General features: G+C 72.0%; 12 protein-coding genes and 1 pseudogene. 8 read left to right on the forward strand and 5 right to left on the reverse strand.

Annotation, left to right across the window (positions count from 1 at the left end):
* The first annotated feature begins 20 nt into the window (after nucleotides 1-20).
* A complete protein-coding gene (locus HNR73_RS19685; RefSeq protein WP_275414566.1) occupies nucleotides 21-2219 on the forward strand; it encodes a glycoside hydrolase domain-containing protein in 2199 nt (732 codons plus the stop codon).
* Complete coding sequence (locus HNR73_RS19690; protein WP_184788993.1) at nucleotides 2216-3502, forward strand: glycosyltransferase; 1287 nt, start codon at nucleotides 2216-2218, stop codon at nucleotides 3500-3502. The genes HNR73_RS19685 and HNR73_RS19690 overlap by 4 nt, the downstream gene beginning before the upstream one ends.
* Here the strand turns inward: HNR73_RS19690 and HNR73_RS19695 are convergent.
* On the reverse strand, nucleotides 3457-3771 hold the full coding sequence (locus HNR73_RS19695) for a winged helix-turn-helix domain-containing protein (RefSeq protein ID WP_184788994.1): 315 nt from the start codon (nucleotides 3769-3771) through the stop codon (nucleotides 3457-3459). The genes HNR73_RS19690 and HNR73_RS19695 overlap by 46 nt on opposite strands.
* Nucleotides 3768-4223: a hypothetical protein gene (locus HNR73_RS19700; RefSeq protein ID WP_184788995.1), complete on the reverse strand. Its 456-nt coding sequence runs from the start codon at nucleotides 4221-4223 to the stop codon at nucleotides 3768-3770. The genes HNR73_RS19695 and HNR73_RS19700 overlap by 4 nt, the downstream gene beginning before the upstream one ends.
* A gap of 365 nt (nucleotides 4224-4588) precedes the next feature.
* Here HNR73_RS19700 and HNR73_RS19705 point away from each other — a divergent pair, with 365 nt between their 5' ends.
* Both HNR73_RS19705 and HNR73_RS40790 read left to right on the forward strand, forming a co-directional pair.
* On the forward strand, nucleotides 4589-6685 hold the full coding sequence (locus tag HNR73_RS19705; RefSeq protein WP_184788996.1) for a hypothetical protein: 2097 nt from the start codon (nucleotides 4589-4591) through the stop codon (nucleotides 6683-6685).
* A gap of 141 nt (nucleotides 6686-6826) precedes the next feature.
* Nucleotides 6827-9595 carry an integrin alpha gene (locus HNR73_RS40790; protein WP_184788997.1) on the forward strand — a complete coding sequence of 923 codons (2769 nt, stop codon included), beginning with the start codon at nucleotides 6827-6829 and terminating at the stop codon, nucleotides 9593-9595.
* Nucleotides 9596-9649: 54 nt separating this feature from the next.
* Here the strand turns inward: HNR73_RS40790 and HNR73_RS19715 are convergent, their stop codons facing one another.
* Nucleotides 9650-9895, reverse strand: a complete 246-nt coding sequence (locus HNR73_RS19715) for a hypothetical protein (protein ID WP_184788998.1) — start codon at nucleotides 9893-9895, stop codon at nucleotides 9650-9652.
* A 77-nt stretch (nucleotides 9896-9972) separates the two neighbouring features.
* Nucleotides 9973-10275, reverse strand: a complete 303-nt coding sequence (locus HNR73_RS19720) for a hypothetical protein (protein ID WP_184788999.1) — start codon at nucleotides 10273-10275, stop codon at nucleotides 9973-9975.
* Between the two features lie 171 nt (nucleotides 10276-10446).
* Here HNR73_RS19720 and HNR73_RS19725 point away from each other — a divergent pair, with 171 nt between their 5' ends.
* Nucleotides 10447-11421 (forward strand): hypothetical protein, encoded by a 975-nt coding sequence (locus tag HNR73_RS19725; protein ID WP_184789000.1) that lies wholly within the window; start codon nucleotides 10447-10449, stop codon nucleotides 11419-11421.
* Nucleotides 11422-11717: 296 nt separating this feature from the next.
* Here the strand turns inward: HNR73_RS19725 and HNR73_RS39950 are convergent, their stop codons facing one another.
* Entirely contained in the window at nucleotides 11718-11879 is a 162-nt protein-coding gene (locus tag HNR73_RS39950) for a hypothetical protein (RefSeq protein WP_239122139.1), read from the reverse strand.
* Between HNR73_RS39950 and HNR73_RS41210 the strand changes: the two are divergent.
* From HNR73_RS41210 to HNR73_RS19740, 3 genes and pseudogenes are all read left to right on the forward strand, one after another.
* Nucleotides 11817-12107: pseudogene (locus HNR73_RS41210) on the forward strand (FG-GAP repeat protein); the annotation flags it as partial. The gene HNR73_RS39950 and the pseudogene HNR73_RS41210 overlap by 63 nt on opposite strands.
* Nucleotides 12108-12148: 41 nt before the next feature.
* Nucleotides 12149-12634 carry an FG-GAP repeat protein gene (locus HNR73_RS19735; protein WP_184789001.1) on the forward strand — a complete coding sequence of 162 codons (486 nt, stop codon included), beginning with the start codon at nucleotides 12149-12151 and terminating at the stop codon, nucleotides 12632-12634.
* Between the two features lie 81 nt (nucleotides 12635-12715).
* Nucleotides 12716-13108, forward strand: a complete 393-nt coding sequence (locus HNR73_RS19740; RefSeq protein ID WP_184789002.1) for an SgcJ/EcaC family oxidoreductase — start codon at nucleotides 12716-12718, stop codon at nucleotides 13106-13108.
* Nucleotides 13109-13111: the final 3 nt, after the last annotated feature.

The raw sequence follows: 13111 nt of genomic DNA on the forward strand, positions 1-13111 counted from the left end.
TCGACGACATCGATCCCTTCATCGGCACCGCCGCGACCGCCCTGCCACCGGCGCGAGGGCTCGCGGCCACCTGGTGGTGGCCGAAAGCACAGATCGGCAACACCCACCCCGGTGCGACCTCACCGCTCGGCATGGTCTCGGCCTGCGCCTACTCCGGCGCCTACCCGACCGGCTACGGCCGCTACGCCAAGAACACCGAGGGCCTGCCCGAGGAGCTCTTCGGCCACTCCCAGGCCTCCGGCTTCACCCACTTCCAGCAGTCGGGCACCGGCGCGATCCGCAAGTACTACAACTACCTGCGCGTCACCCCCATGCTCCAGCCCCTCGACGCCCTCGGTGACGCCTGGCCCCTGCACGACGAGACCGCCGAACCCGGCTACTACGCCGCCACCCTCGGCACCGGGATCCGCTGCGAGACAACCGTCGGCGAGAAGGTCGCCGTCCACCGCCTCACCTTCCCCGAACACCACAACGCCCGCGTCGTCGTCGACCTGTCCTGCGGCGGTCTCGCCATCGACCAGGGCCGCACGGTCCCCCTGCGCGCGCACGTCGAGAGCACCGGCGACGCCGCCCACGGCACCGTCGTCGTCGAAGGCGTCCCCCTGTCCTTCCACATCGAACTCGCCGAACCCGGCTGGCGCCAGATGCTCTGGTACGACCGCCGCCTCATCGAAGGCGGCACCCGCCTCGACTTCGACCGCATCCGCCAGACCACCCTGCGCCCCTTCGGGCTGCTCTTCCACGGCCCGGCGCGCACCGGACGGCCCGTCGAACTCCGCATCGGCTTCTCCCTGCGCGGACCGGCACAGGCCCGCGACAACCTCCACCGCGAAAGCGGCGGCTTCGACGCCGTCCGCGCCTCGACGGCCGAACGCTGGCGCGACCACCTCGGCCGCGTCACCGTCGAAGGCGGCACCCCCGCCCGCCGCCGCGTCTTCGCCACCGCCCTCTACCACTCCCTCGTCAAACCCTGCTTCGCCGACGACGAAAGCCCCTTCTGGCCCTCCTCGGGCCCCTTCGCCTTCGACATCTGCACCATGTGGGACATCTACAAGACCCAGCTCCCGCTGCTCGCCGCGATCGTCCCCGGCCGGGCCGCCGACCTGCTCGAATTCCTCATCCGCGTCTGCGAGGAGGAAGGCAACCTCCCCATCGGATACCGCATGGCCCGCGGTGCCGACCGCTTCTTCCGGCAGGCCAGCGCCCTGGCCCACACCGCGCTCGCCGACGCCCAGGCCCTCGGCCTCGGCGACCTCGACTGGAACTGGGCCCTGGTGCACATGGAGGCCGACCTGCACCGGCTCTACGGCGAGGACTTCTACGAGCACGGCGTCGTGCACCCCATCTCCCACACCCTCGACCTCGCCTACGCCCACCACTGCACGGCCTCCGTCGCCCGCGCGCTCAACGACGGGAAACTCGCCTACGACCTCGCCGCCCGCGCCCACCTGTGGACGAACGCCTTCGACCCGGCGACCGGGCTGCTGCGCGACTCCTCGTTCTACGAGGGCGGCAAGTGGAACTACTCCTTCCGTCTGCTCCACGACATGGCCGGCCGGATCGCGATGGCCAGCGGCGACGCGGCCTACGTCGCGATGCTCGACGCGTTCTTCGGCTACGGCGCCTCACCGGTGACGCAACCGGGGAAACGGCCCGACCCGGCGGAGATGGCGATCGGGTACGCCCTCAACCGCTTCGAGGGCCTCAACAACGAACCCGACATGGAAGCGCCCTGGTCCTACCACTACGCCGGCCGTCCCGATCGCACCGCCGAGATCGTCCACGCGGCCCTGACCTGGCAGTTCGGCACCGGACCGGGCGGGCTGCCGGGCAACGACGATTCCGGCGGGCTGAGCAGCTGGTACGTGTGGGCCTCGCTCGGGCTGTTCCCGGTCGCCGGGCAGAACCTGTTCCTGCTCAACGCGCCCGCCTTCGAGCGCGCCGTGATCGCCGTCGGCGAGCGTGAGTTCGTCGTCGAGACCAGCGGGCACCGGCCGTCGCCGATCGGTTCCGACGACCCCGAGGCCGATCCGCCGCCGCGGTACGTGCGGTCGGCGCGCTTCAACGGCAAGGCCCTCGACGTCGCCCACCTGCGTGCCACCGACGTGCACGCGGGCGGGCGCCTGCATCTCGAACTCGGGCCCGAGCCCTCGGCCTGGGGGCGCAAGGTCCGTCCACCGTCACTGTCCGACCCGCACGGGACCGGAGCCCGCACATGAGCAGACCCGACCGCCGCCTCGTCATCGTCGTCCGCGCCGATCCGGTGATCTGCGGCCATTCCGGTGAGGCCCGCAACCTCGCCGAGGTGGCCCTGACCCGCGGTTTCGACGACGTGCGGCTGCTGACCTGGCCGATCCCCGCGCTGCGGGCGGCGGGGCTGCCGCTGAAGCCGCTCGACCGGATCTCGCCGTACAGCACGGGGATCACCGTCGAGCGGCCCGAGCCCGTCGGGGACTACCGCGTCCCCGACGGCCGCTACATCGCCGGGCTGACCGGGCGGCTGGTGGAGCTGCTGGCCGGGGCCGCGTCTGTGGTGTGCCTGTCGCTGTACCTGGCGCCGCACACGGCGGTGGTCGGCGAGGCCGTCGCGGCCGCACGGGCGGCGGGGTACGCGACGGACGTGCGGACCATGGCCAAGGCCGTCGGGTCGGACGTCACGAACGTGATCCGCTCCTGCCTGCGGGAAGGGCGCTTCGGGGCGGCGGTCGCGCTGCTCGCGGGCTTCCTGGCCAACGACGACGTGCTCGCGGTGTCGGAGTACACCCGCCGCGAGATCGTCGCGGCGGCCGAGGCCGTCGACGCGCACTGCGGGACGCGGCTGGCGGTGGAATGCCGCGCGCGCGTGGTCGTGAGCTATCCGCCGATCGACACCGCCGCGTACCTCGATCTCGACCCGGCGCGGGTCGACGCGGTCCTCGCGCGCCGGGGGCTGGAGCGCGACGGGTACGTGCTGTTCCTGTCCCGGGTGGCGCGCGCGAAAGGCGTGTTCGACCTGGTCGAGGCCTTCGCGCGAGGGCGGGCGCGGTCGCGGGTCAAGCTGGTCGTCGCGGGGAACGGTCCGGCGCTGGAGGAGGTCAGGGCACTGGCCGGGGGAGACGGGCGCGTGGTGTTCCTGTCCGATGTGGACGACGAGGAGAAGCCACTGCTCATGCGCGGCTGTGCCGCCTTCGCGCTGCCGACGAGGCCGGAACCGGACTTCGTGGAGACCTTCGGGATCGCGCTGAGCGAGAAGATGCTGGCCGGCGGCGGGCCGGTGATCACGACGATCACCGGCGGTACCGGTGAGGCCGTCGGCGAGACGGCCGTGATCGTCGAGGCGGGCGACGTCGGCGGACTCGCGGCCGCGATCGACCGGGTCGTGCTGGAGCTGTCGCCGGGCGAGCGCGCGGACATGGCGTCGCGGGCGAGGCGACACGCGCTGGCCTTCGATCGCACGCGTGTGTTCGACGAGCTCTTTCAGTCCTCCGAGCGCGTCAGCGGCGCCTGGTTCACCAGCGCCTGAAGCGCGGCGACGTGTCCGTCGAAGGCCGCCCGCCCCTCGGGGGTGAGGGAGACGAGCGTGCGGCGGCGCCGGCCCGCGCCGTGCTTCTCGATGCGCGCGTAACCGGCGTCGACGAGGGTCGAGACCTGTTTGGACAGTGCCGAGTCGCTGAGTTTCAGGGTGTCGCGCAGCAGGACGAACTCCGCCCACTCCGTCGCGGCCAGCATGGACATCAGCGCCAGCCGCGTCGGCGGGTGGATCAGCTCGTCGAAGCCGTGCGGTGTGGTCATGAGCGCCGTCGCCGGAACGCCGCACGGTTGACGGCCTCACTGGTCAGCGCCATGACGGCGACCGCGACGCCACCGAGGATCGTGTGCCCGAAGGGCACGTCGAGCCGCTCGATCAGCCGCACCGCGCCGAAGGCCCCACCCGCGGCCACCACCATCGCCACCCCCAAGACGAGCCAGGTCCGGCCGGTCATCCGCGAACGGTGGACGACGGCGCGACCTCTACGTCCGGCCAGGGTAAAACACACCAGCGCGACGGCCATGGCGCCCACGACGGCGACCAGTCCGAGCGCCTCGGAAAGCCGCACGTCGAGCGACGCGATCGCCGCCCACGCCGCCGCCGCGCCGGCGGCGTCCCAGCCCCGATGCCGTCCGCGCGTCGCGGCCTCCACGACCTCGTCCTGGTGCCTGCCGATCGCGTCGAGGCGCGCCTTGGCGTCGTCGATGTGGGACATGGAGGGCTCCTTCGGTTTGACTTGCCTGGGAGGAAAGTTAGCACTGACTTTCCTCCCGGGCAAGTCAAAAGGAGGACGCGGGTGCGGCGAATGCGGGTTCGCCGGTCGCGGGTGCCGGTGTCGCGGGGCTTCCCGTCGCACCCTTTCCGATCACCGCCCCGAATGATCCCTTCCGCCATTCCCGGGCCAAATCCACGCTAATCCAAAGAATCTTGGCGCACCCCTTGAATTCGCCGTTGTGAGCCGCCATTCTACTAAGCAGTAACGCTTTGACTGGAAGCGCTTTTTTCATACGCGCCCGCTGGTCAAGACCTATCCGCGATCCCCCTGCGGATAACCCGGCACAAGCAGGAGGTGGCTCACTCGTGAGCCTGAGGCTGAGAAGATTCCTCTATTTAGCGGTCACCACGGCGGTGACCCTGGCGGCGTCCGCCGGCCTGGCGGCACCCGCGAACGCACAAGCACCACTCGCCGACGACCAGGTGAAAGTCGACATCCTCGGCGACTCCTACAACTCCGGCGAAGGCATGCGGGGCACCTACTTCGACCCGGAGGACCGGCGGCACCGCTCGCCCTTCGCCTCCGGTTCGCAGGCGCTCCAACGGCTCCAGGACGCCAACCCCGACATCGACATCGACGGCCAGATCGGCGCCTCCTCGGGAGCGACCACGCGCGACGTGTTCGAGACCCAGGAAGACGCCGACGGCAACCCGGTCAACCCGCCCCAGAACTCACTCGTCCGGCCCGACGCCGACGCGGTGATCATGGGCTTCGGCGGCAACGACGCGCAGTTCGCGCAGGTGCTCACCGAGGCGTGGCGGTCGGCGACCCAAGGGCAGAGTTCACCGCGTTTCGACCGCTTCATGGAGGGCCTCGAACCCCTCATGGACACCGACCTGTCGGCCGAGGAGTACCAGCGGCAGGCCGAGTCGACGCCCGGCGGCCAGGCCCCGACCATCGTCGCCCGGCTGCTCCAGGCCATGCGCGAGATCCAGGCGAAGGCCCCCGGCGCCAAGCTCGTCGTCCCGAACTACCCGCTCCCGGTGAACCCGGAGGCGACGTCGTTCTGGAGCCGTTTCAGCGAGTACGAGCTGCAGCGCTTCCGCGAGTTCGGCACCCAGCTGAACCGGGCGATCGCGAAGTCGGTGGAACTCTGCGGCTGCGCGACCGTCGCCGACATGGCGGGCGCGCTGGACGGCCGCGAGGCCTACACCGACGACCCGGCGATCAACGACCTGAACGCCGCGCTCACCGGCCGCCACGACCAATGGAACTCCAACGAACCGTTCCACCCCAACGTCGAGGGCGGCGGGCTCATGTCCGACGCGATCGCGGGCGCCCTGGCCGAGGCCCTCGGGCTGAAGCCGCCGGACGAGGGCGGCGCCACGCCGACCCCGTTCAACGAGCTCCGCGAGGCCCCCGACCCGGAAGGCTTCGAACCGTTGACCCGCGGCCAGCGGAACGACGACGACGAGGACGCCTCCGAGCAGGACGGCAAGAAGGACGACTCGGACGCCAAGGACGACGGCAAGGGCAAGGGCGACGGGAAGGGCGAAGGCGACGGTACGCCGTCGGCGGACCCGATCAGCGCCGACCCGGACGACACCCCCGGCACCTCCGACCCCGGAACGGCCGATCCCGGCACCGAGAATCCGGACCCCGGCACGCCGGATCCAGGTACGGCCGATCCGGGCACGCCGGACCCCGGCACCTCCGACCCCGGCACCGGCACCCCGGACACGTCCACCCCGGACACCTCCGACCCGGTCACCGTCGTCCCGGACTCGCCTCCGTCCGACACCCCCTCCCACGAGGGCGGCGACGGCGGAGACCCGGCGCAGGACCCGACGACCGCACCGTCGGACCCGGCCCCGCCGGACACCCCGCCGTCGAACGACCTCGGCGGGAACCCCTTCGGCGGAGGCTCCGGCGACGGCACCCCGGCGAACTCGTCCGGCTCGCCCGACGACCGCGACAACGGCTCCGACGGCTCGCCGAACAACGACCCCGGCACCCCGGCGAACTCGTCCGGCTCGCCCGACGACCGTGACGGCACCTCCGGCGACACCCCGGGCGGCGGTTTCGGCGACGGCGGATCCCCCGGTTCGGACACCGGCTCGGACGGCGGCGCCCCCGCCAACTCGTCCGGCTCGCCCGACGACCGGGACAGCACGTCGGGAGACTCGTCGGACACCACCTCCGGGGACTCCCCGGGCGGCCCCTCCGGCGGTGGCTTCGACGGCGGTTCCGACAGTGGCGCCCCGGCCAACTCCTCGGGTTCCCCCGACGACCGTGACGGCACTTCCGGAGACACCCCCGGCGGCGGCTACGGCGACGACGGCGGCGCCCCCGCCAACTCGTCCGGCTCGCCCGACGACCGCGACGGCACCTCCGGGGACACCCCCGGCGGCGGCTACTCCGACAGCTACGGCGAGGGCGACGGAAGCTGCGCCTGCTGGTAGACCTCCCTTCCCCCACCCCACCCGCCCGGCCTCCCCTCGGCCGGGCGGGTGTTTCCAGGTCGGCGCGGCACCTCCCGCGAGTGTTAGGTTTGCGCTCCCGAGCGCCCGTCCTGGCGCCCGCACCCCGCGAGAAAAGTGCCCATGAGACCACGCCTGCCCGCGTGCGCGTCCGCCCTCGTGCTGGCCGCCACGTCCTGTGTCCTGCTCACCGCCCAGCCCGCCGCGGCCGAGGACCCGGTCTTCCCCGGTCCCGAGATCTCCACGCTGCTGCCCGCCGGCTCCTTCACCGACCTGGCCGTCGACGACGCCCACCAGCAGGCGTTCATCGCCTTGAAGGAGCCCTCGGCCCTCGTCGTCGCCGGTCTCGACGGCTCGATCCGGCGGACCGTCACCGGCCTCAACAACCCGTCCGACCTGACCGTCAGCCCGGACGGTTCGACCCTCTACGTCATCGAGGAGCGCGCCAAGACCCTCGCGCTGGTCGACACGAGGACCTACACCGTCAGCCGTGTCGCGCTCCCCGCCGACCACTGCCCCGTCGCGGGCACCTTCACCGGCGGGAAACTCTGGTACTCCTACCGCTTCTGTGCCCAGGCCTACGACCCGGCGACCGGCACGTCCGGCGGGACCCCGTTCCGCTCCGAACCCGGTGAGATCCGCGCGCTCCCCGACCGTCCCGACCGCCTCTTCCAGATGGGCGAGACCTCCACGGGCGGCCTCTTCCACGTCTACGACGTCTCCGGTGAGACCCCCGTCGAGGTCGCCGGGGGCGGCAAGGGGCGCCCGTTCTGCGACGACGCCGCCCTCATCGGCGGCGGCGAGCAGGTCGTCGTCGCCGGCTGCTCCATCGAGGACGGCCACCTCGTGTACAACACCGCCGACCTCACCGAGGCCGCGCGTATCCCGTACCACGACATCGCCACCGCGCTCGCCGTCAGCGCCGACGGCCGCTTCCTCGCCGACGTCGGCGACGGGTACAGCCACCCCTACGGCTCCCGCGTCCACATCGCCGAGATCGCCGAGGGCTCGCCGGGCACGCCCGTGCGTGAGTACGGCTACGAGTTCTACACCGAGGTCGTGCCCGAAGGCGTGTCCTTCACCGCCGGCGGTGACCTCCTCGCCGTGACCGAGGACTGGGCCGCCGACCGTCGCCTGTCCCTGCACGTCTTCCAGCGGGCGACCAGGTTCGACTCCTCGATCACCCTCAACGTGCCCGGCGGCGTCGACTTCCGCGGCACGGTCGCCGCCACCGGAACCCTGAACAAGGGCCCCGGCCCGACCACGCTGACGCTGAGCCGCAAGGACCGCACCGGAACCCACGACATGGGCACCGTCCCGGTCGCCGCCGACGGCACCTTCGCCTTCAGCCACACCCCCGGCCTGACCGGCCCGGTGACCTACACGCTCGCCTACGCGGGCGACGACGCCCACCAGGCCGCGACCCTGAGCAGGACCGTCTTCATGCGGCCCCTGCCCTTCGACGTCAACGCCGACGGCTACGCCGAGACGGTCGTGGGCGCCCCGGGCGAGAACCTCGGCGACGACACCGACACCGGCCAGCTGCACGTGCTGCCCGGGACCGCGTCCGGCACGACCGGAAGCGGCAGCAAGGCCTACCACCAGGACACCGCCGGTGTCCCCGGCGACAACGAGGACGGCGACGGGTTCGCCTCGACGACCGCCAGCGGCGACTTCAACGGCGACGGCTACGCCGACGTCGCCGTGTCGGCGCCGAAGGAGAATCTCGGCTCGACGCGCGACGCCGGAGAGGTCTTCGTGTTCTACGGCTCGGCGAGCGGGCTGCGCACCAACGGCGTGAGCGGCCTGTACCCGACGACGTCGAACAGCAAGGACATGCTCTTCGGCTACGCGCTCGCCGTCGGCGACTTCGACGGCGACGGCCGCGACGACCTCGCCGCCGCCGGTCCCGGCCGCTACTCCGGTGAGCTGTGGGTCTATCCGGGCTCGTCGAGCGGCCTGTCGCGCACCCGGTCGAGCCACTTCGTGCAGGGCGAGAACGGCATGCCCGGTGAGGCGCACAGCTACGACCTGTTCGGCTACGCGCTCGCCGCCGGCGACGTGAACGGCGACACCCGCGACGAGCTGGCGATCGGTGAGGTCTACGACTGGGAGGACAAGGACTGGTCGACGGGTTCGGTGACGGTCATGTACGGCACCGCCAAAGGCCTGTCCGTTGAAGGGGCGCAGCGGCTGTCGAAGGAGACGCCGGGCGTGCCCGGGGGTGCCGCGTCCTTCAACGAGGACAAGGGCGACGTCTCCGACCAGTTCGGCAACTCCGTCGCCCTCGCCGACTTCAGCGGCGACGGCCGCGCCGACCTCGCGGTCGCGGCGGCCGGAGCCCCGGTCACCGTCGACGGAGTGCGCAAGGCCGACGCCGGAACCGTCACGATCCTGTACTCGAACGGTTCCCGGATCGCCACGACCGGCGCCGTCCAGCTGACGCAGTCCACCGGCGGGATCCCGGGCGGGCCCGGCGCCAACGACTTCTTCGGCGCGACGATCACGGCCGGCGACGCGAACAACGACGGCCGCGCCGAACTCGTCGTCTACAGCCCCGGCGACGACCTCGTCACCATCATCCCGGGCGCCACCGGTGGCCTGAACTTCGCCGGTTCCCGCTTCGTCACGCAGGAAACCCCAGGCATCCCCGGCGGCACCGAGTCCGAGGACGGCTGGGGTTACAGCCTTCGTTTCGCCGACGTGAAAGGCAGCGGATTCCTCGCCCTGCTCGTCGGCGCCGACGGCGAGAACAGCGGCCGCGGGACGGTCACGGTCCTGCCCGGGACCGCTTCGGGCCCGAGCGGTTCGGGGGCGAGGCTCTTCGACCAGGACTCGCCCGGCGTCCCCGGAAGCGCGGAGAACGGCGACCACTTCGGTTCCTTCTTCTAACCGCACGACAGGCGACGGCCCGTCCACCGCGAGGTGGGCGGGCCGTCGTGCGTACTACCGCCGCCACCACCCCCACCACGCGCGCAGCCGCTCGCGGAAGCGATACGCGAGGGCCAGCGCCCCCACCACGAACGGCACCGAGGCCGGCCACAGTGAGCTGAGGGACAGCAGCGCGACCAGCGCCTCGAAGCCGATGAGCGACGCCGCGGCGAGGTAGGCGGTCGCGGCACCGAGCCGCAGGCGCTCGGTGAGGCGGAAGACGACGGTCGTGACGCGGGTACGAAGGCGTTGCCGGGACATGGAGGCTCTTCTCGTTCGGCGGGACTGATCGGGTCGATCGCCTCGCGTGAACGGAGCAGGCGTGAAAGCGGCGGCGTTCAGGCGAAGGCGTGAACACCGGCCGAGGGCGCGCGGGCGCGCACCGTCCCGGGCGTGCCCGGAGCCACGGGCACGCGGACCTCGGGAGAGCCGCCGGAGAGCCTGGGGCCCGGCGGGCCGTGCGCCGGCGACGACAGCGCCCGCAGCACCGCGCGGACCAGCCCCCGCAACGCCGGGACGAGCACGGTCGCGCTCGCCAGGACGAGCAGCAGGACCAGCGCCGGAACCGGCGGATGCGCCTCGAAGCCGACGGCGAAGACCACGAGCAGGTAGCGCGCGACCATGACAAGTTGGACCGTCACGCCGCACCTCCCGTCGTCTCGTCTCCTGTCGAGGGTAGCGGCGGGTCGCCCGGGCGACCCGGGGTCCGGCCCGCGAGCGCGAAATGGCCGCGTGGCCGATGGCCGGTTCCTGAACGGGCTGTGAACAATCCTTTCGGCCCAACGGAGAACCCGCGTACAGGAGAAGAACTCGTGCCCGACGAGAAGAAACCAGCCGACGACAGCACCGTCGACCGGCGGCGCATGCTGCGCCGCGCCGGAGCGGTGATGGCCGGCGTCGCCGGTGCGACCGTGGCCGGTGCCGCGACGGCCACCCCGGCGGCCGCGGCCCCCGGCGAGGCGGTCCTCCAGGGAGCCGCCAACGACGCCAAGACCGCCGCCACGTCACTGACGACGGCGAAGGCCGACGATGCCGCGCTGACCCTGGCGAACACCGGAACCAACGGCGCGAGCGGCGGCCCGTCGCTGGCGCTGGCACCGAGCACGGCGACCGTCATGTCGGAGAACGCCCCCGCCGGCAGCATGATGCTCGGCGCCAACGGCATGACGATGATCGCGCCCCCGGACGGCGCCGGCGGCGCCCTGCCCAACCACTACCTCTACGACTCCTTCAACTCGACGTTCACCGTCCCGGTCAACGTCTTCCGGACCGTCGACAGCCGTGTCGAGAAGGGCAACCGGCGGCGCCTCTTCGGGGCCTCCTCCAGCTCTTTCGACAGCGCGGGCCGGCTCAAGGCGGGCAAGACCGTGCACCTCGACATCGGTGACCTGGTGTCGTTCTCGCTCGGCGCCTTCGTCAACGTGGTGACCTTCGGGCAGCTCGACGGTGGCTTCATCACCGTCTGGCCCTACGGCACGCCCCGGCCGGTTCCGGCGAGCGTCCAGTTCTACAAGGGTGTCAGCGTCCGCAACACCACGCTCACCCCGGTCGGTTATGACGACGTCCGCACCGACGCGCTGAGCATCTACGTCACCGCCACGACCCACTTCACCATCGACATCCTCGGCGTGGTCATCAACCACTGGGCCTCGCTCAGTGGTTCGCCGATGAGCGCCACCGCCGCGCCCGCCGAGGCGAAGGCCGCCACCGAGGGCGAGTCGCTCGCCGCCCGCCGGCAGGCCGCCTTCGGCGAGAAGATCGCCGAGTGGAGCCGTCAGCGGGGCTGAAAGCCTCGCCGTGACAGGTATGCGGCCCCGGCGCTCATCGGCGCCGGGGCCGTTCGGCGCGATGCCGCCCACATCGACCAGCACCAGGAGAAGCCCAGGCCCGTGCGAACACGCCGCTACGCCACGGCCGCCTGCGTCGCGGCCTCCGGCACCACGGCCCCGAAACTCAGCGCCGGCACCGCGAGCTCACGGCTCGACATCGACCGCGACGGCAAGGACGAGATCGTCGTCGGCGCCTGGCGCGAGACGGGCGGCTACAGCGTCGTCGTCACCTACTCCGGACTGCCGCAACGCGACTACCTCTCCACGCCGATCAGGTCGGGAACCCGGCCCAACTTCGGTGACACGATGACCTCGGCGACTTCGACGCCGACGGATACGCCGACCTCGCCGTCGCCAACCCCGGCGAGCGCGACGCCGCGGGGGTGGCCTTCGGCGGCGCGGTGTGGATCTTCCACGGCGGGGCCACGGGCCTCGACATCGCGAACCCGCGGCACTTCAACCAGGACACCGAGGGCGTCCCGGGGGACATGGCCGGCTACGACAGGTTCGGCGCCTCGCTGGCCGCCGGCGACCTCAACGGCGACGGCTGGGACGACCTCGCGGTCGGCGCGTCCGGTGAAGCGGTCGGGGGCGCCGGGGCGGCCGGCTCGGTCACCGTCCTTACGGAGGTGCGACGGGCCTGACGGTCGCCGGCGCCCAGCTGCTGTCCCAAGGCATCGCGGGCATGCCGAGCCGTCCGGAGAAGAACGACCAGTTCGGCCGCGCCGTGGCCGTCGGCGACATGACCGGCGACGGTCGCGCCGACGTGCTCACCGGTGCCATCGGGTACGAGGTGCGGGGCATCGCCGACGCCGGAGCCGTGCTGCTCCTGCCCGGGTCCGCCCAGGGCCTGACGGGTGCCGGATCGGTCATGCTGACCCAGAACGGCCCCGGGGCGCCGGACAACCCGCTGAACATCCTCGGCCCCGCCGAGACCCTGGACTACTTCGGGCAGTCGACGGCGATCCTCGACCTCGACGGCGTCGGCTCCCTCGACATGCTCGTCGCGAGCAGCTTCGACGGCGCCACCGGGCAGATGGCCGAACTGGATCCCGTCTACGTCACCATGCGTCCCCGGGGCACCAAGCTCGTCGGCCTGGTCCCGGTGCGCGTGTGGACGGGACGAGACCTTGGCGCGTACTCCGCCGGGCACACCCTCCTGCACCGCTGAACCCCTTGGGGGACACCGCATCCGGTGTCCCCCACCACTCGCCCTTTACCTCAACCGAGGTTCGGTTCCTAGGTTGAGCACATGACCACAACGCAGCACGACACCGAACTCGCGGCCATTGCCCAGGTCGTGGCCGCCGTCGAGCACGCCCAGAACAACGAACTGCCCGAGGACTTCGTCGCGCTCTTCCGTGCGGACGCCGTCTGGACCACCGGCGGCGGCGAGCGCCTGTTCGGCCGCGACGCCATCGGCGCGTTCACCCGGCGGGTCCTTCCCGGCGGCATGGCCGGCGCGACCGTGACCTTCGAGGTGGAGCACGTCTTGTTCATCCGTCCCGACGTCGCCGCCGTCAAGGTCCTGCAGACCTACCGGACCGCGGAGGGAGCCGACGTCGGCACGCCGCTGTTCGTCATGTCCAAAGAGGACGGACGCTGGCTGCTGACCGCCTGCCAGAACACCGGCGTGACCGGCTGAGCC

It is taken from the genome of Phytomonospora endophytica (assembly GCF_014202425.1).
GTDB classification, from domain to species: domain Bacteria; phylum Actinomycetota; class Actinomycetes; order Mycobacteriales; family Micromonosporaceae; genus Phytomonospora; species Phytomonospora endophytica.

Bases quoted from the DNA above. Each gene is read 5' to 3' on its own strand.
- HNR73_RS19690 (WP_184788993.1), top strand. From the start codon at position 2,216: ATGAGCAGACCCGACCGCCGCCTCGTCATCGTCGTCCGCGCCGATCCG.
- HNR73_RS19695 (WP_184788994.1), bottom strand. From the start codon at position 3,771: ATGACCACACCGCACGGCTTCGACGAGCTGATCCACCCGCCGACGCGG.
- HNR73_RS19700 (WP_184788995.1), bottom strand. From the start codon at position 4,223: ATGTCCCACATCGACGACGCCAAGGCGCGCCTCGACGCGATCGGCAGG.
- HNR73_RS40790 (WP_184788997.1), top strand. From the start codon at position 6,827: ATGAGACCACGCCTGCCCGCGTGCGCGTCCGCCCTCGTGCTGGCCGCC.
- HNR73_RS19715 (WP_184788998.1), bottom strand. From the start codon at position 9,895: ATGTCCCGGCAACGCCTTCGTACCCGCGTCACGACCGTCGTCTTCCGC.
- HNR73_RS19735 (WP_184789001.1), top strand. From the start codon at position 12,149: ATGCCGAGCCGTCCGGAGAAGAACGACCAGTTCGGCCGCGCCGTGGCC.
- HNR73_RS19740 (WP_184789002.1), top strand. From the start codon at position 12,716: ATGACCACAACGCAGCACGACACCGAACTCGCGGCCATTGCCCAGGTC.